The 20,027-nt window shown below is 67.9% G+C and carries 17 protein-coding genes; 8 read left to right on the plus strand and 9 right to left on the minus strand.

Annotation, left to right across the window (positions count from 1 at the left end):
- The first annotated feature begins 13 nt into the window (after window positions 1-13).
- From aldA to PQB87_RS32290, 4 genes are all read left to right on the plus strand, one after another.
- Window positions 14-1,438: an aldehyde dehydrogenase gene (aldA, locus tag PQB87_RS32275; RefSeq protein ID WP_059687228.1), complete on the plus strand. Its 1,425-nt coding sequence runs from the start codon at window positions 14-16 to the stop codon at window positions 1,436-1,438.
- A 120-nt stretch (window positions 1,439-1,558) separates the two neighbouring features.
- Window positions 1,559-2,920, plus strand: a complete 1,362-nt coding sequence (locus PQB87_RS32280) for an MFS transporter (RefSeq protein WP_489243293.1) — start codon at window positions 1,559-1,561, stop codon at window positions 2,918-2,920.
- Entirely contained in the window at window positions 2,917-4,134 is a 1,218-nt protein-coding gene (locus PQB87_RS32285) for a mandelate racemase/muconate lactonizing enzyme family protein (protein ID WP_059687229.1), read from the plus strand. Before PQB87_RS32280 ends, PQB87_RS32285 begins: the two co-directional genes overlap by 4 nt.
- Before the next feature lie 15 nt (window positions 4,135-4,149).
- A complete protein-coding gene (locus PQB87_RS32290; RefSeq protein WP_489243294.1) occupies window positions 4,150-5,817 on the plus strand; it encodes a GMC family oxidoreductase in 1,668 nt (555 codons plus the stop codon).
- Window positions 5,818-5,903: 86 nt separating this feature from the next.
- On the opposite strand, the gene PQB87_RS32295 is transcribed toward PQB87_RS32290, so the two are convergent.
- Together PQB87_RS32295 and PQB87_RS32300 are read right to left on the minus strand one after the other, a co-directional pair.
- Window positions 5,904-6,203, minus strand: a complete 300-nt coding sequence (locus tag PQB87_RS32295) for a barstar family protein (protein WP_021160527.1) — start codon at window positions 6,201-6,203, stop codon at window positions 5,904-5,906.
- A 154-nt stretch (window positions 6,204-6,357) separates the two neighbouring features.
- Window positions 6,358-7,251 carry a LysR family transcriptional regulator gene (locus PQB87_RS32300; RefSeq protein ID WP_060233591.1) on the minus strand — a complete coding sequence of 298 codons (894 nt, stop codon included), beginning with the start codon at window positions 7,249-7,251 and terminating at the stop codon, window positions 6,358-6,360.
- A 121-nt stretch (window positions 7,252-7,372) separates the two neighbouring features.
- On the opposite strand from PQB87_RS32300, the gene PQB87_RS32305 reads away from it, so the two are divergent.
- Complete coding sequence (locus tag PQB87_RS32305) at window positions 7,373-8,404, plus strand: NAD(P)H-quinone oxidoreductase (RefSeq protein WP_489243295.1); 1,032 nt, start codon at window positions 7,373-7,375, stop codon at window positions 8,402-8,404.
- Between the two features lie 14 nt (window positions 8,405-8,418).
- Here PQB87_RS32305 and PQB87_RS32310 read toward each other — a convergent pair whose 3' ends face one another.
- From PQB87_RS32310 to PQB87_RS32320, 3 genes are all read right to left on the minus strand, one after another.
- Window positions 8,419-9,240: a quaternary amine ABC transporter ATP-binding protein gene (locus tag PQB87_RS32310; RefSeq protein ID WP_321900473.1), complete on the minus strand. Its 822-nt coding sequence runs from the start codon at window positions 9,238-9,240 to the stop codon at window positions 8,419-8,421.
- A gap of 14 nt (window positions 9,241-9,254) precedes the next feature.
- Window positions 9,255-10,220 carry an ABC transporter permease gene (locus tag PQB87_RS32315; RefSeq protein ID WP_059498223.1) on the minus strand — a complete coding sequence of 322 codons (966 nt, stop codon included), beginning with the start codon at window positions 10,218-10,220 and terminating at the stop codon, window positions 9,255-9,257.
- A 70-nt stretch (window positions 10,221-10,290) separates the two neighbouring features.
- Complete coding sequence (locus PQB87_RS32320) at window positions 10,291-11,328, minus strand: ABC transporter substrate-binding protein (protein WP_048021501.1); 1,038 nt, start codon at window positions 11,326-11,328, stop codon at window positions 10,291-10,293.
- A 576-nt stretch (window positions 11,329-11,904) separates the two neighbouring features.
- Here PQB87_RS32320 and PQB87_RS32325 point away from each other — a divergent pair.
- The 3 genes from PQB87_RS32325 to PQB87_RS32335 all read left to right on the plus strand — a co-directional run bounded on the left by PQB87_RS32325 (window position 11,905) and on the right by PQB87_RS32335 (window position 15,330).
- Complete coding sequence (locus PQB87_RS32325; RefSeq protein WP_059687236.1) at window positions 11,905-13,056, plus strand: porin; 1,152 nt, start codon at window positions 11,905-11,907, stop codon at window positions 13,054-13,056.
- A 328-nt stretch (window positions 13,057-13,384) separates the two neighbouring features.
- Window positions 13,385-14,194 (plus strand): OXA-1043 family class D beta-lactamase, encoded by an 810-nt coding sequence (gene blaOXA, locus PQB87_RS32330; protein ID WP_489243296.1) that lies wholly within the window; start codon window positions 13,385-13,387, stop codon window positions 14,192-14,194.
- Window positions 14,191-15,330: an acyltransferase family protein gene (locus tag PQB87_RS32335; RefSeq protein WP_059687237.1), complete on the plus strand. Its 1,140-nt coding sequence runs from the start codon at window positions 14,191-14,193 to the stop codon at window positions 15,328-15,330. Before blaOXA ends, PQB87_RS32335 begins: the two co-directional genes overlap by 4 nt.
- Before the next feature lie 172 nt (window positions 15,331-15,502).
- On the opposite strand, the gene PQB87_RS32340 is transcribed toward PQB87_RS32335, so the two are convergent.
- The 4 genes from PQB87_RS32340 to PQB87_RS32355 all read right to left on the minus strand — a co-directional run bounded on the left by PQB87_RS32340 (window position 15,503) and on the right by PQB87_RS32355 (window position 19,888).
- A complete protein-coding gene (locus PQB87_RS32340; protein ID WP_489243297.1) occupies window positions 15,503-16,246 on the minus strand; it encodes a hypothetical protein in 744 nt (247 codons plus the stop codon).
- A gap of 33 nt (window positions 16,247-16,279) precedes the next feature.
- Window positions 16,280-17,671, minus strand: a complete 1,392-nt coding sequence (locus tag PQB87_RS32345; RefSeq protein WP_489243298.1) for an alkaline phosphatase — start codon at window positions 17,669-17,671, stop codon at window positions 16,280-16,282.
- Between the two features lie 32 nt (window positions 17,672-17,703).
- Window positions 17,704-19,143: an alkaline phosphatase gene (locus tag PQB87_RS32350; RefSeq protein ID WP_489243299.1), complete on the minus strand. Its 1,440-nt coding sequence runs from the start codon at window positions 19,141-19,143 to the stop codon at window positions 17,704-17,706.
- Between the two features lie 154 nt (window positions 19,144-19,297).
- Entirely contained in the window at window positions 19,298-19,888 is a 591-nt protein-coding gene (locus tag PQB87_RS32355) for a class I SAM-dependent methyltransferase (RefSeq protein WP_059687240.1), read from the minus strand.
- Between the last annotated feature and the right edge of the window lie 139 nt (window positions 19,889-20,027).

Below are 20,027 nucleotides of genomic sequence, written 5' to 3' on the forward strand. Positions count from 1 at the left end.
GAGGAGTCACTTCATGCGCACCGAACGCAATTACGTGAACGGCCGTTTCGTCGCCCCGGAAAGCGACGCGTTCATCGTCGTCCACAATCCCGCCACCGAGGCGCCGTTCGCGCGCGTGCCGGCCGCGACGCCGGCCGACGCACTCGCCGCCGTCGACGCCGCGGCCGCCGCGCAGAAGGCGTGGCGCAAGCTGCCGAGCGCCGAGCGCGCCGCGTACCTGCACCGCTTCGCCGACGCGCTGACCGCGCGTGCACCCGAGATCGGCGCGGCACTCGCGCAGGAATCCGGCAAGAGCGTCGAGGACGCGTCGAACGAAGCCGTCTACGCGGGCCAGATCACGCGCTATCACGCCGAGTGGGCACGCCGGATCGAGGGCGAGATCATCCCGAGCGACACGCCCGACGAGAACCTGTTCCTGCAGCGCGAGCCGATCGGCGTCGTCGCGTGCCTGATCCCGTTCAACTATCCCGTCTACACGCTGCTGCGCAAGGTCGCGCCCGCGCTGATCGCCGGCAACACCGTGGTCGTGCGGCCGAGCAACCACACGCCGGTATCCGCGTTCGAGATCGCGAAGGCGGCCGACGATGCGGGCTTTCCGCCGGGCGTCGTCAACCTTCTGACGATGGATCACGCGACGGCCGAAGCGCTGTGCACGCACCCGGCAGTCGGGATGATCACGCTGACCGGCAGCGTGAACGCGGGCCGCAAGGTGCTCGATTACTGCAAGGCGAACATCGCGAAGCCGTCGCTCGAACTCGGCGGCAAGACGCCCGCGATCATCGAGCCCGACGCCGATCTCGAACGCGCGGCCGCTGCACTCGTCGCGTCGAAGACGACCCATTGCGGCCAGCTCTGCACGGCGATCGAGCGCGTGTACGTGCACGACAGCGTGCACGACCGTTTCGTCGCACTGCTGAAGGAGAAGATGGCGGCCGTGCGCATCGGCGACCGGGCGGAGGACGCCACGCGGATGGGCCCGCTCGTCAGCGCATCGGCGCGCGCGCACATCCACGCGATGGTCGAACGCGCGATCGCGGCAGGCGCGACGCTCGAAACCGGCGGCGCGATCCCCGACGGCCCCGGCTTCTTCTACCCGGCCACGCTGCTCACCGGCGTGCGCCAGGACATGGAGATCGTGCGGGAGGAGACCTTCGGCCCGATCATGCCGGTGCTGCGCTACGCGACGATCGACGAAGCGATCGCGCAGGCGAACGACCACCAGTTCGGCCTGTCGTCGGTGCTCTACACCGAGCACTACCGCACCGCGATGACCGTCGCGAACGCGATCGAAGCCGGCGAACTGTACGTGAACCGCACGCCGGCCGATCCGTACCAGGGCTTCCACGCCGGCTGGAAACGTTCGGGCCTCGGCGGCGACGACGGCAAGCACGGGATGCTCGAATTCACGCAGACGCGCCTCGTCGTCATGAAGTACTGACACCGCGATACCCACGCACCGTTTCCGGCGCGCGCACCAAGGCACCACGCCACGCCGCGCGCCACTCCTGACCCGACCAGACCATAAAAAAACTGCAGGCGTCCGCCTCAAGGACGCCTGATGGAGGAAGACATCATGCCGACCCAGCCGTCGACGCCCGCCGCGTCGCTCGCGTTGCACGACGACGCTCACGCGTCGCAGCATTCCCGCGCGCAACGCTACCTGCAACTGCTGCTGCTCGTGATTGCCGCGGGCGCGATCTATCCGATGCTGTATCTGCGGCAGGTGTACCAGCCGACGATGCTGCAGTTCTTCCATATCGACGACGTGCAGCTCGGCTACCTGTATTCGTCGCTCGGCACGATCTTCCTCGTCAGCTACCTGCCGAGCGGCTGGCTCGCCGACCGCCTGTCGCCGCGCTGGCTGATCTGCTTCTCGCTGCTCGCGACGGGCGCGCTCGGGCTCGCCTACGCGACCGGGCCGTCGTTCGACACGCTCGTGCTGATCTTCGGCGGCTGGGGGCTGACCACCGGCCTCACGTTCTGGGCCGCCGTGATCAAGCGCGTGAACATGATCGCGGGCCCCGACGAACAGGGCCGTTTCTTCGGGCTGCTCGACGGCGGCCGCGGGCTCGTCGAGGCGCTGCTCGCGACGATCGCGATCACGCTGTTCGCCTACGTGACGCAGGCGCACGGCGGCACCGACGCGGCCGGCTTCAGGCTCGTCGTGCACCTGTACGCGTTCTTCTGCATCGCGCTCGGCGTGCTGCTCGCGCTGGTGAAGGATCCGGCGGGCACGAGCGACCGTGCGGCCGCCGCGAAGCGCCGCACCGGCAGCGACCGCCAGGGCAACGTGCTGACCGACCTGAAGACGCTCGCGGCGATCCCCGAGCTGTGGCTCGTCGCCGCGATCGTGTTCTGCGGCTACCAGGTGTTCTGGGCGACCTACAGCTTCTCGGCCTATCTGCACGAAGGCAATTTCGGGCTCAGCGCGACGGCGGCCGGCTTCATCACGACGCTCAAGCTGTGGATGCGCCCGATCGGCGGCATCGGCGGCGGCTTCCTCGGCGACCGCGTATCGAAGGTGTCGGTGCTGTTCTGGGCGCTGCTGCTCGCCGCGCTGTCGCTCGTCGGCCTGATCGCCGCGCCCGCGCACAGCCCGCAGGCGATGCTCGTCGTGCTCGTGCTGTTCATCGGCATCCTCACCTACGCGATCCGCGGCCTGTACTGGTCGCTGCTCGACGACTGCAAGGTGCCGACGCATTGCGCCGGCCTCGCGATCGGCCTGATCTCGGTGCTCGGCTATTCGCCCGACGTGTTCGTGCCGCTGATCAACGGCTACGTGACGCAGACCTTCCCGGGCGCGCACGGCTACCAGCTCTATTTCGGCTATATCGCGGCCATCGCGCTCTGCGGCGCGGGCGCGGCCGCCTTCCTCAAATACCGTCTCACCCGCATTCACCGAATCCAGGAGTCCGCATGAAGATCGTTTCGCTCGAAACCCATATCGTCGCCGTGCCGCCGCCGCATGTCGGCGGGATGTACTGGATCTTCGTGAAGCTGAAGACCGACGACGGCATCGAAGGCGTCGGCGAGATCTATTCGGCGACGTTCGGCCCGAAGGCGATGGCCCCGATCATCGACGACGTGTTCGAACGCCACCTGCTGAACCGCGACCCGCATCACGTCGAACGGCTGTTCCGCCAGGCCTATTCGAGCGGCTTCACGCAGCGACCGGACCTCACGATGATGGGTGTCGTCAGCGGCCTCGAAATGGCGTGCTGGGACATCATCGGCAAGGCCGCCGGCAAGCCCGTGTACGAACTGCTCGGCGGGAAGATCCACGAGCGGCTGCGCTCGTACACGTACCTGTACCCGAAGAACGCGAAGGGCGAATACGACTACGACGATCCCGATCTCGCGGCCGAATGCGCGGCCGAGAACGTGAAGCTCGGCTTCACCGCCGTGAAGTTCGACCCGGCCGGCCCGTATACGGCCTACTCGGGCCACCAGCTGTCGCTGGACGTGCTCGACCGCTGCGAGACGTTCTGCCGCAAGGTGCGCGAAGCCGTCGGCAGCAAGGCCGACCTGCTGTTCGGCACGCACGGGCAGATGGTGCCGTCGTCGGCGATCCGGCTCGCGAAGCGGCTCGAGAAGTACGACCCGCTGTGGTTCGAGGAGCCGGTTCCCCCCGGCCAGGAAGAAGCGATCGCGCAGGTCGCGAAGCACACGTCGATCCCGATCGCGACCGGCGAGCGCCTGACCACCAAGTACGAGTTCCACAAGCTGCTGCAGGCGGGCGGCGCGTCGATCCTGCAGCTGAACGTCGCGCGCGTGGGCGGCCTGCTCGAAGCGAAGAAGATCGCGACGCTCGCCGAAGTGCACTACGCGCAGGTCGCACCGCACCTGTACAACGGGCCGGTGGGTGCCGCCGCGAGCATCCAGCTCGCGACCTGCACGCCGAACTTCCTGATCCAGGAAAGCATCATGACGTGGGGCGGTTTCCATGCCGAAGTCGTGAAGACGCCGATCCGCTGGGAGGACGGCTACATCATCCCGTCGAACGAGCCGGGCCTCGGCATCGAGCTCGACATGGACGTCGTGCGGCGCCACACGCCGTACACGGGCGAACGGCTACACCTGCAGATGGGCGAGCACCCCGTCGACGTGAAGGATCTCGCCCCCGCGAAGGGCTGAGCGCAAAGGACAGACATGAGCTACGACTACATCATCGTCGGCGCGGGCTCGGCCGGCTGCATCCTCGCGAACCGCCTGAGCGAGTCGGGCCGGCACTCGGTGCTGCTGCTCGAGGCGGGCGAACGCGACGCGTCGTTCTGGTTCAAGGTGCCGGTCGGCTTCACGAAGACCTACTACAACCGCCGCTACAACTGGATGTACTACAGCGAGCCCGAGGCGCAGCTCGCCGATCGCAAGCTGTACTGCCCGCGCGGCAAGGTGGTCGGCGGGTCGGGCTCGATCAACGCGATGGTCTACGTGCGCGGCCAGCGCAGCGACTACGACGACTGGGCGGCCGCCGGCAATCCGGGCTGGGCGTACGACGACGTGCTGCCGTACTTCCGCAAGCTCGAAACCCACGCGGCCGGCGCGACCGATCCGCAGTATCACGGCACGACGGGGCCGATTCACATCACGTCGATGAAGGCCGACGTGCATCCGATCGTCCACGAATTCCTGAAGGGCTGCGGCGAACTGAACCTGCCGCGCACCGACGACTTCAACGGCGCGCAGTTCGAAGGCGCGGGCATCTACGACCTGAACACGAAGAACGGCGAACGCTGCTCCAGCAGCTTCGCGTACCTGCGTCCCGCGCTGGGCCGCGCGAACCTCACGCTGCGCCCGGGCATGCTCGTGCGGCGCGTGACCTTCGACGGCACGCGCGCCACCGGCGTGGTCGTCGCGGGCGAGCACGGCGACGAAACGCTCGTCGCCGCGCGCGAGGTGATCCTCGCGGCCGGCGCGGTCGATACGCCGAAGCTGCTGCAGCTGTCGGGCGTCGGCGATCCGGCGCTGCTCGCGCGCCGGCGCGTGCCGCTCGTGCATGCGCTGCCGGCCGTCGGCCGCAACCTGCAGGACCACCTGTGCGTGAGCTTCTACTTCAAGGCGAACCGGCCGACACTGAACGACGAGATGGGCACGCTGCTCGGCAAGATGAAGATCGGGCTGCGCTACCTGCTGACGAAGCGCGGGCCGCTCGCGATGAGCGTGAACCAGGCCGGCGGCTTCTTCCGTGGCACGGACGACGCGCAGGAACCGAACCTCCAGCTCTACTTCAATCCGCTGTCGTACCGGATTCCGAAGAGCGACCGCGCGAGCATCAAGCCGGAGCCTTATTCGGGCTTCCTGATCGCGTTCAACCCGTGCCGGCCGACGAGCCGCGGCACGATCGAGATCGCGTCGAACCACGCGGAAGATGCCGCGAAGATCCACGTCAACGCGCTCACCACGCGCAAGGATCTCGACGAAGCCGTGCAGGGCAGCAAGGTGATCCGTGCGCTGATGCGCGCACCGGCGCTGAAGTCGATGACAGTCGAGGAAATCTCGCCGGGGCCGCAGGTCGATTCCGACGAAGCGATGCTGCAGTATTTCCGCGAGCAGTCGGGGTCGATCTACCATCTGTGCGGCTCGTGCGCGATGGGGCCGGACGCGGCGACGTCGGTGGTCGATGCGTCGCTGCGCGTGCACGGGCTGCAGGCGCTGCGGATCGTCGATGCGTCGGTGTTCCCGAACATCACGTCGGGCAACATCAACGCGCCGACGATGATGGTCGCGGAAAAGGGCGCGGATCTGATCCTGGCGGATGCGGGGCACGGCGAAGCGTCTGCCGTGAGCGCAAGCGAACGGGAAACGGTCACGCATTGAGGCGGCTGCGTTTTCGCCGATTGCCGTCCCGGCAATCGGCTTCACGACGCAACTCGATGCACCTCGATGCAACGTTAACGCCGCGACTATGCCCAATAGGACAACACGATCAACGGGTCACCCCCTTCCTTCGTTGCTCGCCAATTGATGAACGCGCTGCACTCGACGAGTGCGGCGAAAATCTCCGGATTGCGCTCCTTCAACGCTCCCGCATCGTCGATCCGCAGCGACACGATGCCGTGCTCGTAGCAATAGTCGCTCATGCAATCATTCCATGCATCCATGTTCCGGCCGTAGTAACCCGGAAATCCGAATTCGCCCGCGAAGTAGTCGTGAAACTTCGCCCAGTCGCCAAGCGCTTTTCCGTCCACACTGAATCGGTTCATCGAGTCCTCTCGTTCACCGTAGAATCGCCGCCGCCGTTCGTCATTCACGCCCCCAAGGCCGCTCGCCCGCATCGAACCGGTCACACCCGCCCGGGCCGATCCCGCAGATCGCCGGCACGTCGCAGCGTGCCGCATCCTGTCCTTCGAGTCACGTTCAATCTCCCGCTCTGCCCCGCGCCTCCACCTCGTCGAACACCCGCACGATGTGATCGATCATCGCGCTCATCCGCGCGGTATGCCGCAGATCCTTGTGCGTGACCATCCAGACTTCATAGGGCCGCGCCGACGTGCGCGCCGGCCACACGCGCACCAGCCCGTCGCGCTCCGCGATCGGCACCGGGAGCTCGGCGAGCCCGAGCCCGGCGCGCGCGGCCGCGCGCAGCATGAGATTCGAATTCAGCGCCGACACGATCCGCCCCGCGCGCACCGGCTCGCCGACCACCGTCAGCGGGCCGCGCGCATTCAGGTGCGGCAGGAAGCACACGAGGTCATGCCCTTCGAAGCCGGTGCCGGGCACCGGCTCGCCATGCCGCTCCAGGTATTCCTCCGACGCGTACAGCGCCGTCGGCCACGCTGCGAGCCGGCGCATGAGCAGATCGGGATTGTCGGGCTTGATCGTGCGGATCGCGATGTCCGCCTCGCGCTTGGCCAGGTTCTCCACCTGCGTCGACGTGTTGAGCAGCACGCGCACGTCCGGATGCTCGTCGTGCAGGTTGCGCATCGCGCGCATCACGAATTCGAGCCCGATCGTATCGGTCGTCGTCACGCGCACGTCGCCGGCGAGGCGCCGGTCGACGCCCTGGGTCTGCCGCACCAGATCGATCGCCGACTGTTCCATCTTCTCCACGTTGCGCAGCGCCACCTCGCCCACCGCGGTCGGCACGTACCCGGCCGACGTGCGCAGGAACAGCGTCGCCCCGAGCGCGCGCTCGAGCGCCGCGAGCCGCCTGCCGACCGTCGCCTGGTCGAGCCCGACCGCCCGCGCAGCGCCGCGCAGGCTGCGTTCACGGTGGATCGCGAGAAAAATCCGTGCGTCGTCCCAGTTCAAGCGCCCTCTCCCGGTGTGATGCAAATTTGCATCTGTGGTCGTGAAAATCGCTGCGCGAATTCATCAAGGCCCAAGCCTATACTTTTTTCACCGATCACTCACCTGTCTTTCCGAGGCAAACATGTCCGACACGCTCTCCCCCGTTCCCGCCGACATGACGGCAGTCGAAATCACCCGCCCCGGCGGCCCCGAAGTCCTCGCGACCGCACGTCGCCCGGTGCCGCGGCCGAAAGCCGACGAAGTGCTGATCCGGGTTCACGCCGCCGGCGTGAACGGCCCCGACGTGCTGCAACGCAAGGGGCTCTACAACCCGCCGCCCGGCGCATCCGACATCCCGGGCCTGGAAATCGCGGGCGAAGTGGTCGCGACCGGCGAAGCCGTGCACGACTTCGCGCCGGGCGACCGGGTCAGCGCGCTGGTGACGGGCGGCGGTTATGCGGAATACGCGGTCGCCCATCACCTCACGACGATGAAGCTGCCGCCCGGCCTCGACATGATCGAAGCCGCGGCGATGCCGGAAACGTTCCTGACGGTCTGGCTGAACCTGGTCCAGCGCGGGCGGCTGCAGGCGGGCGAATCGGTGCTGATCCACGGCGGTGCGTCGGGCATCGGCACCACCGCGACGATGATCGCGAAGGCGATGGGCGCGTCGACCGTCATCACGACGGTCGGCTCGGAAGCGCATCGCGCCGCGAGCCTGCGGCTCGGCGCGGATCACGCGGTGCACTACCAGGAAGAAGATTTCGTGGCCGAAGTCGACAGGATCACCGCCGGCAAGGGCGTGGACGTGATCCTCGACATCATCGCGGGCGACTACGTCGCGCGCAATTACCGGGCCGCGGCGATGAACGGGCGGATCCTGCAGGTCAGCGCGCTCGCCGGGCCGGCGAAGGAACTCGACGTGTGGCCGATGATGACCAAGCGCCTCACGCACATCGGCTCGACGCTGCGCTCGCGCACGCCGGAGGAGAAAGGCGCACTCATCGCCGAACTCGAACGGCACCTGTGGCCGCACGTCGCGGCGGGCACGGTCAAGCCGCAGGTGTTCCGCACCTTCGCGCTCGACGACGCGCGCGGCGCGCACGTGCTGATCGACTCCGGCGAGCACGTCGGCAAGATCGTGCTGACGACGGCCGCGCACCGCGCGGCCTGACCGGGCACGACGCGTCAGTTCACGCTCGTGCGCTTCTCGACGAACCGCTTCACGTAATCGTCCGCCGGACGCGACAGGATGTCGTCCGGCGTGCCGACCTGCACGAGCGTGCCGTCACGCAGGATCGCGATCCGGTCGCCGATGCGCAGCGCCTCGTCGAGATCGTGCGTGATGAACACGATCGTCTTCGCGAGCGTCGCCTGCAGTTCGAGCAGCTGATCCTGCATCTCGGTGCGGATCAGCGGATCGAGCGCGGAAAACGCCTCGTCCATCAGCAGCACGTCGGTATCGGCCGCCAGCGCGCGCGCCAGCCCGACACGCTGCCGCATCCCGCCCGACAGCTCGTCCGGGTAATGATCGCCATAACCGTCGAGCCCGACCTTCGTCAGCCAGTTGCGCGCGGCGTCAGCCGCGTCGTGCCGCTTCTCGCCGCGCGTGCGCAGCGCATACGCGGCGTTGTCGAGCACGGTCTGGTGCGGCAGCAGCCCGAAGTTCTGGAACACCATGCTGACCTTGTAGCGGCGCAGCTCGCGCAGCCCGTGCGCGTCGAGCTTGATCACGTCGCTGCCGTCGATCACGATCTCGCCGGCCGTCGGCTCGATCAGCCGGTTGAAGTGCCGCACGAGCGTCGATTTCCCGGAACCCGACAGCCCCATGATCACGAAGATCTCGCCCGACTCGATGCCGAGGCTCACGTCGTTGAGCCCGACGTTGCAACCCGTTTCGGCCAGCACCTCGGCCTTGCGCCTGCCCGAGCGCAGCAGGTCGAGCACGCGCGCATGCGCGGCCTGCGGCCCGAACAGCTTGTACACGTGTTTGACGTCGATGGTCGCCATGTCTGCCTCCGTTCCTATGCGCGCGACGATTGCGTCGCCTGATTCGAATCGACGGCCGCCGGCTGCGCCTTGCGCGGCAGCCGGTACGGCACGCGCGACGCGCCTTTCTGCCGGCGCTGCTGCGCGAGCCGGCGGCGCGCGCGACGCTCCTGGCCGAAGCCCTGGCTGATCCGGTCGATCACGATCGCGAGGATCACGATCGCGAGGCCGGCCTGCGTGCCCTTGCCGACGTCGAGCGTCTGGATGCCCGCGAGCACGTCCTCGCCGAGCCCGCGCGAGCCGATCATCGACGCGATCACGACCATCGACAGCGCCATCATCGTCGTCTGGTTGATGCCGGCCATGATGCTCGGCCGCGCGAGCGGCAGCTGCACGTTGACGAGCAGCTGCCAGCGCGTCGTGCCGAACGCACGCGCGGCCTCCGTCACGTCCGGATCGACCTGGCGGATGCCGAGATCGGTCAGGCGGATCAGCGGCGGCAGCGCATAGATGATCGTCGCGAGAATCGCGGGCACCTTGCCGAGCCCGAACAGCATCAGCACCGGGATCAGGTACACGAAGCTCGGCAGCGTCTGCATCACGTCGAGCACGGGCAGCAGCATCCGCCGCAGCCACGCGCTGCGCGACGCGAGGATGCCGGCCGGCACGCCGATCGCGACCGACAGCACCGTCGCGACAAGCATCAGCGCGAGTGTCTGCATCAGCTTGTCCCACAGGCCGAAGCAGCCGATCGCGTAGAGCAGCAGCATGAAGAGTGCGCCGAGGCCGATGCGGCGCGTCGCATTCCACGCGATCGCGCCGACGACCAGCAGCACGAGCCACGGCGGCGCCACGCGCAGCGCGCCTTCGAGCGGCACGAGCAGGTAGCGCAACACGAGCACGCTGAAGTGATGGAAGCTGTCGCCGTATTGCGCGACGAACGTCTCGAGCGCGCTGTTCACCCAGTCGGCGATCGACAGGTGCAGAAAGAAGCCGTTCATGTTGATTCTCCGTCGCGCCGCGAAGGCGCGTGACGGCGGCGGCGGGCGCGGGCCCGCCGCCGCGCGCAGGTTACGCGCCCTTCAGGCTGCCGGCGATCTTCTGCGCGACGTCGGCCGGCACCCACTGCTTCCACATGTCCTGGCGGGTCTTCAGGAACTGCGTGGCCATCGCCGCGCCGTCGATCTTCTTCGTCGTCATCTCGAGGATCGTCTGGTTCAGGAAGTCCATCGGGAAACGCACCTTGCCGAATACGCCGACGAGATCGGGGTTTGCATCGGCGAACGGCTTCGACACGCCGACCGTCAGCCGCGACACCATGTACGACGACGCGCACTGGTGCGTGCTGCTCTCGTCGCGCAGCGTCTTCCAGCATGCGTCGTTATAGGCCGGCATCTTCAGCGCGGTGAATTTGTATTTCGCCATCAGCGCGGCCGGGCCCCAGTAATAGAACACGATCGGCGCGCCGCGCTGGTACGCGGACGCGATCGCCGCGTCGAGCGCCGCGCCGGTGCCCGGATGGAAGTTCGTGTACGACTGGTCGAGCTTCAGCACCTTCAGCAGACGCGTGTTCACACGCTCGCAGTCCCAGCCCGTCGGGCAGTTCAGGAAGCGGCCCTTGTCCGGCTCCTCCTCGTCGGCGAACACCTGCTTGAACTTAGGCAGATCGTCGACCGACACGAGCCCGGGCGCGACCGGCTTGATGTTGCGCGCCGGATCGCCCTTCACCACGTAGTCGGGCACGAACCAGCCTTCGGTCGTGCCGCCCGGCAGCGTGTCGCCGATCAGCTTCACGGCGCCCGACGAGACAGCCTTCGCGGTGATCTCGCTGCGGCCCGTCCACTGCTCGGCCCAGATCTGCAGGTCGTTGCGCGCGAGCGCCGTTTCGGTGGCGGCCGTGCTGCCCGGCACGACGTCCGTCTTGCAGCCGTAGCCCTTCTCCATGATCTGCCGCAGCACTTCGGTCGCGAACGACCCGCTCTCCCACGTGATGCCCGCGAAATGGACCGTCTTGCCGTCGGCGCACGCGCCGCCGGCCGCGTGGGCCGCGGGCGCGGACAGGATCGCCGCGGCGGCGAGAAGGACCGTTTTCAGTCGTCGAATCTGCATGGTGGGTCGTCTCCAAATCGAATCTGTTGTTTGTGCGTCGCGGCATGCGCGGCGACCGGCGAATCGTGCATCCGGCCACGTCCGGTCAGCCTGCATGTTTCAGCCGCCAATATGTTTAGGGAAACGAGTAATTCCGATCATGGCTATCGGCGGCGCCAATCGATCTCCGGGCGCCCCGCCAGGCCCGCCTGGCGGGCCTCTCGTCCGATCTCCCGCGCCTGCGCACGGCCCCGGCCAGGCTGCGTCGCGCCCCCGTCCGGCGAGGGCGCGACCGGCGTTGGCGTGCGGCGCCGCGCACACGGTTTCGACTGTCGAAACGGCTGGCCGCGACCCCATCGGCGAACCCGATCCCATCCATCGAAATTACTCGCTTCCGGTTCCTCTTCGGCTTGGGAAGAATGCGCGGTGTCATCGGAGGAGACACGACCCGGCACAGCCGGTCGCCGCGCCGCCGCGCATCGCGCGTTTCCGGCGCCGCGCGCGCTGCGCCGGAAACGCCCCGGATGACGGGGCGCGCCTCGCCGGTCGCGCCCACGACAACCGATACAAGAAGCTGGATATCCCGGAGATCTCTCAATGAAAAAGACCCTGACGGCGCTCGCCGTAACGGCAACCTTCGCCGCCCCCGTGTTCGCGCAGAGCAGCGTCACGCTGTACGGCGTGATCGACGAAGGCCTGAACTACACGAACAACGTCGGCACCGGCCACGTCTACGAGATGGCAAGCGGCTACGCGCAGGGCAGCCGCTGGGGCCTGAAGGGCAGCGAGGATCTGGGCGGCGGCATGAAGGCGATCTTCCAGCTCGAAAACGGCTTCGACGTGAATTCCGGCCGGCTCAACCAGGGCGGCCGCATGTTCGGCCGCCAGGCGTACGTCGGCCTGAGCCAGGCGCAGTACGGCACGCTGACGTTCGGCCGCCAGTACGACTCCGTGGTCGACTATCTCGCGCCGACCACGGCCAACGGCAACTGGGGCGGCTACCTGCTCGCGCACCCGTTCGACAACGACAACACCGACAACTCGTTCCGCCTCGACAACACGGTGAAGTACGCGAGCCCGAACTTCGGCGGCTTCCAGTTCGGCGGCGCATACAGCTTCAGCAACAGCACGAACTTCTCGGACAACCGCGCGTACAGCTTCGGCGCGCAATACCAGAACAACGGGCTGCTGATCGGCGCCGCGTACCTGCAGGCGAACCACCCGGGCAACGGCTCGGCCGGCGCGATCACCGCGAACGACGCGAGCTACATCGCCGAGCGCATGCGCGTGTTCGGCGCGGGCATCAACTACACGTTCGGGCCCGCGACGCTCGGCTTCGCGTACACGAACTCGAACTACAAGAACCCGACCGGCAACGGCTACCTCGGCACGCCGGGCGCGATCATCGCACCGGGCGCGACGGTCAGCGCGATCAAGTACCAGAACTTCGAGGTCAACGGTTCGTACCAGGTCACGCCGGCGTTCATGGTCGGCGCGCAGTACGTGCTGTCGCTCGAGAAATACGACGCGTCGACCGGCGACGCGAAACCGAAGATCCACTCGGTCGGGCTGATGGCCGACTACAACCTGTCGAAGCGCACCGACGTGTACGTGCAGGCCGCGTACCAGCACATCGCCGGCGACAAGACGAACTCGATCCTCGACAACGCGTTCATCCCCGGCACCGACGCGCCGTCGTCGACGTCGAACCAGGTGGCCGTGCGTCTCGCGCTGCGCCACAAGTTCTGACGCAACCCGGTTCTCCGTTCTTCACGCGACACCCGCGCCGGTCGGCCCGAAGTGTCTTCGCCCGCCCGCACGCGCCAGCCTGCCGGCGGGTTTTTTCATGCGCGCCGCAACGCGCGTGACCGGCCGATGACGCCGGAACGGACAATGGACGCGCAATCGCCCCGTCAACCGTGACAGGTCAACGGACGACGATCCGTCGATACACTGTGGGCCTGCGCAACGGCCGCCATCCCCGCCTTCCTCGATGCCGGCCGTCGCCTTCATTGCGCACGGCCCGCCGCCTTTCGCCCGCGCCGTGCACCTGCCGCCCATCCCCAAGGAGTGTCACTTGAAGCACTGGCGCCGCGCGCTGTTCACCCTCGTCGCCGGCCTTCTGGCCAGCGCGACTTCCCATGCCCACCCGGTGTGCACCGTCGTCGCCGACGCCACCACCGGCCAGATGCTCGTGCAGCAAGGCGACTGCGCGACCCGCGTCACGCCCGCGTCGACGTTCAAGGTCGCCATCAGCCTGATGGGCTTCGATGCGGGCGTCCTGAAGGACGCTCACACACCGACGCTCGAGTTCCACACCGGCTACCCCGACTGGGGCGGCGCGCCGTGGCGCGAGCCGACCGATCCGGCGCGCTGGATGAAGCTGTCGGTGTTCTGGTACTCGCAGCAGGTCACCCAGGCGCTCGGGCAGGCGCGCTTCCAGCAGTACACGACCGCATTCGGCTACGGCAACGCGGACGTGACCAGCCGGCAGGGTGAACTGAACGGCGTGATGGGCGCCTGGGTCAATTCATCGCTGCGCATCTCGCCGCTCGAACAGGTCGGCTTCATGCGCAAGATCGCGAACCGGACGCTGCCCGTCAGCGCGCACGCTTACGACATGACCGAGCGCGTCACGCTGATCGATACGCAGCCCGGCGGCTGGATCGTGCACGGCAAGACGGGCACCGGGTCGCCGGGGCGCAAGTACGATGCGTCGCATGCGTACGGCTGGTTCGTCGGCTGGGCGGCCAAAGGGCCGCGCACGCTCGCGTTCGCGTACCTGATACAGGACGACGAGCGGCAGACGCCGAACGCCGGCCTGCGCGCACGCGACACGTTCCTGGCGACGCTGCCCGCCCTCGCCGAACCGGGCAGGCCGCAATGAGCGCCGGCCCGCGCAACGCGCGGATCGACCTGCTGCGCGGAGTGTCGATCGTGCTCGTCCTGCTGCATCACTTCAACATCCCCTACTCGCTGCGCGAGACGTCGCTCGCGCGCGTATTCGGCTGGGAAACGGTGCATGCGGTGGTGCGCAACGGCAACTACGGCGTGACGATGTTCTTCGCGATCTCGGGCTACCTGATCACGTCGAACGCGCGGCACCGCTGGGGCAACCTCGGCGCGGTCGACGTGCGCGCGTTCTACGTGTCGCGCGTCGCGCGCATCGTCCCGTGCCTGCTCCTGCTGCTCGCGCTCGTCAACGGCCTCGCGGCGGCCGGCGTGCCGATCTTCCGGAACCACGCGCCGGAAGGCATCGCCGTGTCGTTCTGGCTCGTGAATCTCGCATCGCTGACGTTCTGGATGAACGTGCTGATCGGCGCATACGGGTGGGTCAACTACGCGCTCGGCGTGCTGTGGTCGCTGTCGGTCGAAGAGGTGTTCTACCTGTCGTTTCCGCTGCTGTGCATCGCGCTGCGCCGCGATGCGCGGCTGGTCGCGTTCTGGGTGGCCGTCGCCGCGATCGGGCCCGTGTACCGCTTCACGCACGCCGGCGACGAAGGCGGGTTCCTCTATGCGTACTTCGCGTCGTTCGACGGGATCGCGATCGGCTGCTGCACCGCGTTGCTGGCCGAGCGCAAAAGCTGGCAGCGGCTCGCCGCGCCGCTCGTGCAGGGGCTCGTCGCGGCGGCGATGGCCGCGCTGTATCTGGCCTGGCCGATCGCGGAAAGCCACGTCGCCGGCGTCACCGCGATGGCGCTCGGCACGGCCGTGCTGCTGATCGGCGCGCACGTCAACGGCACGCGCGCGCAGGGCCGCCTGCTCGCGCCGTTGCGCCGGGCCGGCACGCTGAGCTACGAGCTGTACCTGTTTCACCTGATCGTGCTCGGCGGGCTGCGCACGTTCTGGCCGCCGTCGGCCACGCATGGCGACACCCGGCTGCTGTTGCTGATCGCGTATCTGGCGTTGTCGGCGGTGCTGAGCGCGGCGATCGCGCGCGGCTATGCGACACCGCTCGACCGCTTCATCAAGCGGGTCGCGTCGCGGCCGTCAACGCGCGTGCCGGACGGCGCGCGGTTCTAGCGGATCGTCGGCCGCCCCTGCCGGGTGACACGACTTCAGAAAGAGAAAAAAGCGGCCAGCGCCCGGCCGTATCGCGATGGCGATACCGGCCGGCCTGACCGCAAACCCCGCGTACGCATCGCACGATCGACCGAAGCCGTCGGGTAATCGGTAACGTGTGGCCGCCCGCCGGTCAATCCAGATAGTCGGCGTATTCCTTGCGCGCGTAGCGGGCGAGCATCGTCCACGGCGGCGGCTCGCGCCGCGCGGCCGGCGCCGGTGTCAACGTCAGCTTGCGCACGACGCGGCCGTCGGCACTCCGGTATTCGACCGACAGCGGCGCCCGCAGCGTCTCGCTCCACAGGATCCGGTTCACGCCGCGCGCGCCGGGCGTATCGACCGCCTGCTCGTACCAGAGGGTGCCGGGCGCGTCGCCGCGCTTCGCGACCGCGAGCCGCTTCAGCTGCGACGGCGGCGTGACGTAGTACGCGTTGTCCCACGAGCCGTCGAAGCCCGTGGTTTCGTACTCGGCCGGCGGCACGCTGACGACCGTCCGGTTCGCCGCATCGACGTACTCGATGCGGGCCGTCTTGCCGTCGTAAGTCACATGCCGTGCAGCCGCCTGGAAGTTGAAATGCCTGTGGCCCGCGTGGGCAGCTGCCGGCTGCACGCCGGCGCGGCGGCCCGGGCCCGCATCGTGGTCATGATCGTGATCGTCGCCCTGACCGCCGCCGGCCGCCGCGGCGGGCAGCACGCGTTCGACCCACACGTGGCCGTCGCGCCGCACCATCCGTTCGCGATACAGCGTCGTGCGCGTCACGCCGTCGGCCGTCACCGTGCGGCTCTCGTGCAGCAGCACGGCGTCAAGATCGGCCGCGGCACACGCCGGCAGTGCAATCATCCCGCAGGCGAGCGCACAGAAGATCTCGCGTTTCATCGCGCGTTCCTGTTCATCGTGCCATCACGCGCCTCAGAAACCGAACGCCGAGCGCACGAGACCGAACACCTTCGTGTTGTCGATCGTGCCCTTGAACGCCTTCGCATCGGCACCGTCGGCGAACAGCATCACGTCGCCGCCGCCGTGCGTTTCCGAACCGGCGCTGCCCATCCGCACGCCGACTTCCTGCAGATACGCATCGTTCGTCGCGGTGGCCGAATCGACCGACGCGCGCACGTTCGGCCGGTTCGCGCCGTTGCCGAACACCAGCGTCGTGTAGGTATTGCCGTCGGCGTCCTTGCTCGGCTGGCCGTCGCGATAGTTGCGGCTGATGTCGAGAATCGGGTTGCCGCGCTTCGAATAGCCGTTGATCGTCATCGTGTGGTCGTGGTCGGCCGTCACGACGATCAGCGTGTTCGACAGGTCGACCTTCGACAGCGCGACGCGAATCGCTTCGTCGAATGCCGCCGTGTCCTCGAGCGCGCGCTTCGCGTTGGTGCCGTGCAGCGCGTGATCGATCCGGCCGCCTTCGACCATCAGGAAATAGCCGTTCGAATTCTTCGACAGCACGTCGATCGCCTTCGACGTCATCTCGGCAAGGCTCGGCTGCGACGGCCCTTCGCCCTTGCCCGCGACGCGGTCCAGTTCGTACTCGAGATGGCTCGTCGAACTGAACAGGCCGACCAGCTTGCCGTTGCCGGCCTGCGCGAGCTGATCCTTCGTCGCGACGACCGTGTAGCCCTTCGCCTTCATCTCGTTGAGCAGGTTGCGCCCGTCCGCGCGGCCGCGCTTGTTGGCCACCGGATCGAACGGCGTCCAGTGGTTGCGGCCGCCGCCCATCAGCACGTCGACGCCGTCGCCGAGCGCCGCGTTGTAGCCCGCGCCGCCCGGCGCCGCCTGCACGGCGATATCGTATTGCGCGTCGCGATGGCAGATGTGCGAATAGGTCGCGGCAGGCGTCGCGTGCGTGAGCTCGGTCGTCGTGATCGCGCCGACCGCCTTGCCGCGCGCCTTCGCCAGTTCCAGCAGCGTCGCGACCGGCTGGCCGTTGCCCGGCGCGCAGTTGTTGACCGTCTTGTTGCCGTTCGCGTCGCTGCCCGGTGCAACCGCGCGCGTGTCGGACGACATCGACAGCACTTCGTTGTTCATCTTCACGCCGGTCATGTACGCGGCCATCGACGGCGCGCTGTCGGTCGTCTGCGCGTCGTTCGAGAAGGTCTTGATGCGCGCGGTGCGCGCCAGCTTCTCCATCGTCAGTTGTCCCGACTCACCGACCTTGTAGATCCGGCTCGCCGTCACGGTCGTCGGCCCCATGCCGTCGCCGAGAAAGAAAATCACGTTCTTCGCCTGGCCGGCGGCCTGCGCCGCGCCGCATGCGAAACCCGCGACGGCCAGCGCCGCCGCGATGCACTTGATGGTCGACATCCTGTATTCCCCTGTACCCGTGTAGTCGGCGCTCACAGCTGCACCGCGTTGCGCACCAGCTCGAAGACCTTGTTGTTCTCGATCACGCCGTGGAACGCATCCGCGCCGCGGCCGATCGCGCCGAGGAACACATCGGTGCCGCCGTGCGTCTCGTTGCCCTTGTCCATTCGCACGACCGCCTCCTGGCGATAGTCGTCGGCGCCCGTCACCGCGTCGGTGAGCGCGGTGCCCGCGCGGCTGCCCTGCACGCGGTTCTCGCCGTTGCCGAAGCCGATGATCGTGTACGGCGCGCCGTCCGCGTCCTTCGCGACCGCGCCCGTCTGGTAGTTGCGCAGCACGCCCAGCACGCCGGCCTTGCCCGCTTCGGTCTTGCCGGTGCGCGCCGCATAGCCGTTCAGCACCAGCGTGTGGTCGTGGTCGGCCGTGACGACGATCAGCGTGTTCTTCAGGTCGGGATCGGTCTTGCGCACCTTGTCGAGCGTGGCCTTGATCGCGTTGTCGAACGCGACCGTGTCCTGCAGCGCGCGCTTCGCATTGGTGTCATGCAGCGCGTGGTCGATCCGGCCGCCTTCGACCATCAGGAAATAACCGTTCGGATTCTTCTGCAGCACGTCGAGCGCGCGCGTCGCCATGTCGGTGAGGCTCGGCTCCTTCGTCGCGCCGCGATCGAGGTCGTAGCTCATGTGGCTCGACGAGAACAGGCCGACCAGCTTGCCGCTCTTCATCGCATCGGCGGCCAGCAGGTCGTCGCGGTTCTGCGCGAACGCATAGCCCTTCGCCTTCAGCTCGTTGACGAGGTTGCGGCCGTCGGTGCGCTTGCCGCCGCCGTCCTTCGGCACGAAGAATTGCGTGCCGCCGCCGAGCACGACGTCGACGCCGTCGCCCAGCGCACCGTTGTAGCCCGCGCCGCCCGGCACGAGCTGCGCCGCGATGTCGTTCTCGGCGTCGCGATGGCACACGTGCGCGTAGGTCGCGGCGGGCGTCGCGTGCGTGACGCGCGTGGTCGTCACGACACCGGTGGCCATGCCCTTCGCCTTCGCGATCTCGAGCAGCGTCGTCGCCGATTTGCCGTTGTTCGCGCCGCAATTGCCGGTCAGGCTCGCGCTCGGCTCGATCGCCTTCGTGTCGGGCGACATCGAGATCACTTCGTTGTTGGTCTTCACGCCGGTCATGTACGCCGACATCGACGGCGCGCTGTCCGTCACCTGCGCATCGTTCGAATAGGTCTTCACGAACGCGGTTTCCGGCAGCGTATCGATCGTGAGCGCGCCGTCTTCACCGACGCCGTAGATGCGTGTGGCCGTCAGCGTCGTCATCCCCATGCCGTCGCCGAGGAAGAAGATCACGTTGCGCGCGGCCGTCTGAACGGGCGGCTGGGTGGGCGACGTGCTGGTCGGGCCGTCATCGCTGCCGCATCCGGCGAGCGCAAGGGCGCCCGCGCACAGTAGCGCCGCCGTTTTGATTCGATTCATGGTGCCGGTTCTCCCCGCCGTTGATGCTTTCGAAATGAAAGGCGATGGTAGGAACCGGATGTGACGGCAATGTGAATGGAAACTGGAAGGTAGCGAATGAATTATGAAAGGCGGTGGCGAGACGCCACCGCCGCGCGCCGCGCGTGCTGCGGCGTCATTCCGCGTGTTCGGCGGCGATGTTGCGCACGGTCACGATGCGCGCAGGCGGAATGTTTGCCCAGACGATCCGGCTGCCGCAGGCGACAAATGCCGGATCGCCCAGCGGATGCCGCCCGGGCGGCCGCAGGTCGTACGTGAACTGGATCATCACGCCGTCGGCGGACAACACGCGATGGCACTGGCCAACGATCGCCGTCACGTCCTGGCGCGGCAGCGTGCGCAGCGGCAGGCACGACACGATCGCGTCGACGCGCGCGTCGGGCGGCAGCAGGCGTTCGAGCTGCCGCGCGTCGCCCGACACGATCGAGATGCCCGGAAAACGTCGCCGCAGATGCTGGACGAACGCGGGCGAACGCTCGACCACGACGAGCCGCCGTGGCGCGACGCCGCGTTCGAGCAAGGCCGCGGTGATCGCGCCGGTGCCGCCGCCGAGCTCGACGACCAGCCCGTCACCGTCCGGCACCGCGTCGGCCATCTCGCGCGCCAGCTGCCGCGAACTCGGGCACAACGCGCCCACCGCGGCCGGACGGCCGACCCACTCGCGCACGAACAGTGCCGACACACGCCACGCGTTCGGCCAGATCATGGGCGGCCCTTGAGCGATTGCGCCACCGGCAACGACGCGCCGAAGACTTCATGGAACAGGGCTACGGCGACACGGGGCTTTGGCATGCGCATCCTCCTGGACGAATCGGTCCGTCGCAGGAAGCGCGACGATCAAATCG

It is taken from the genome of Burkholderia sp. KL41 (genome assembly GCF_057005415.2).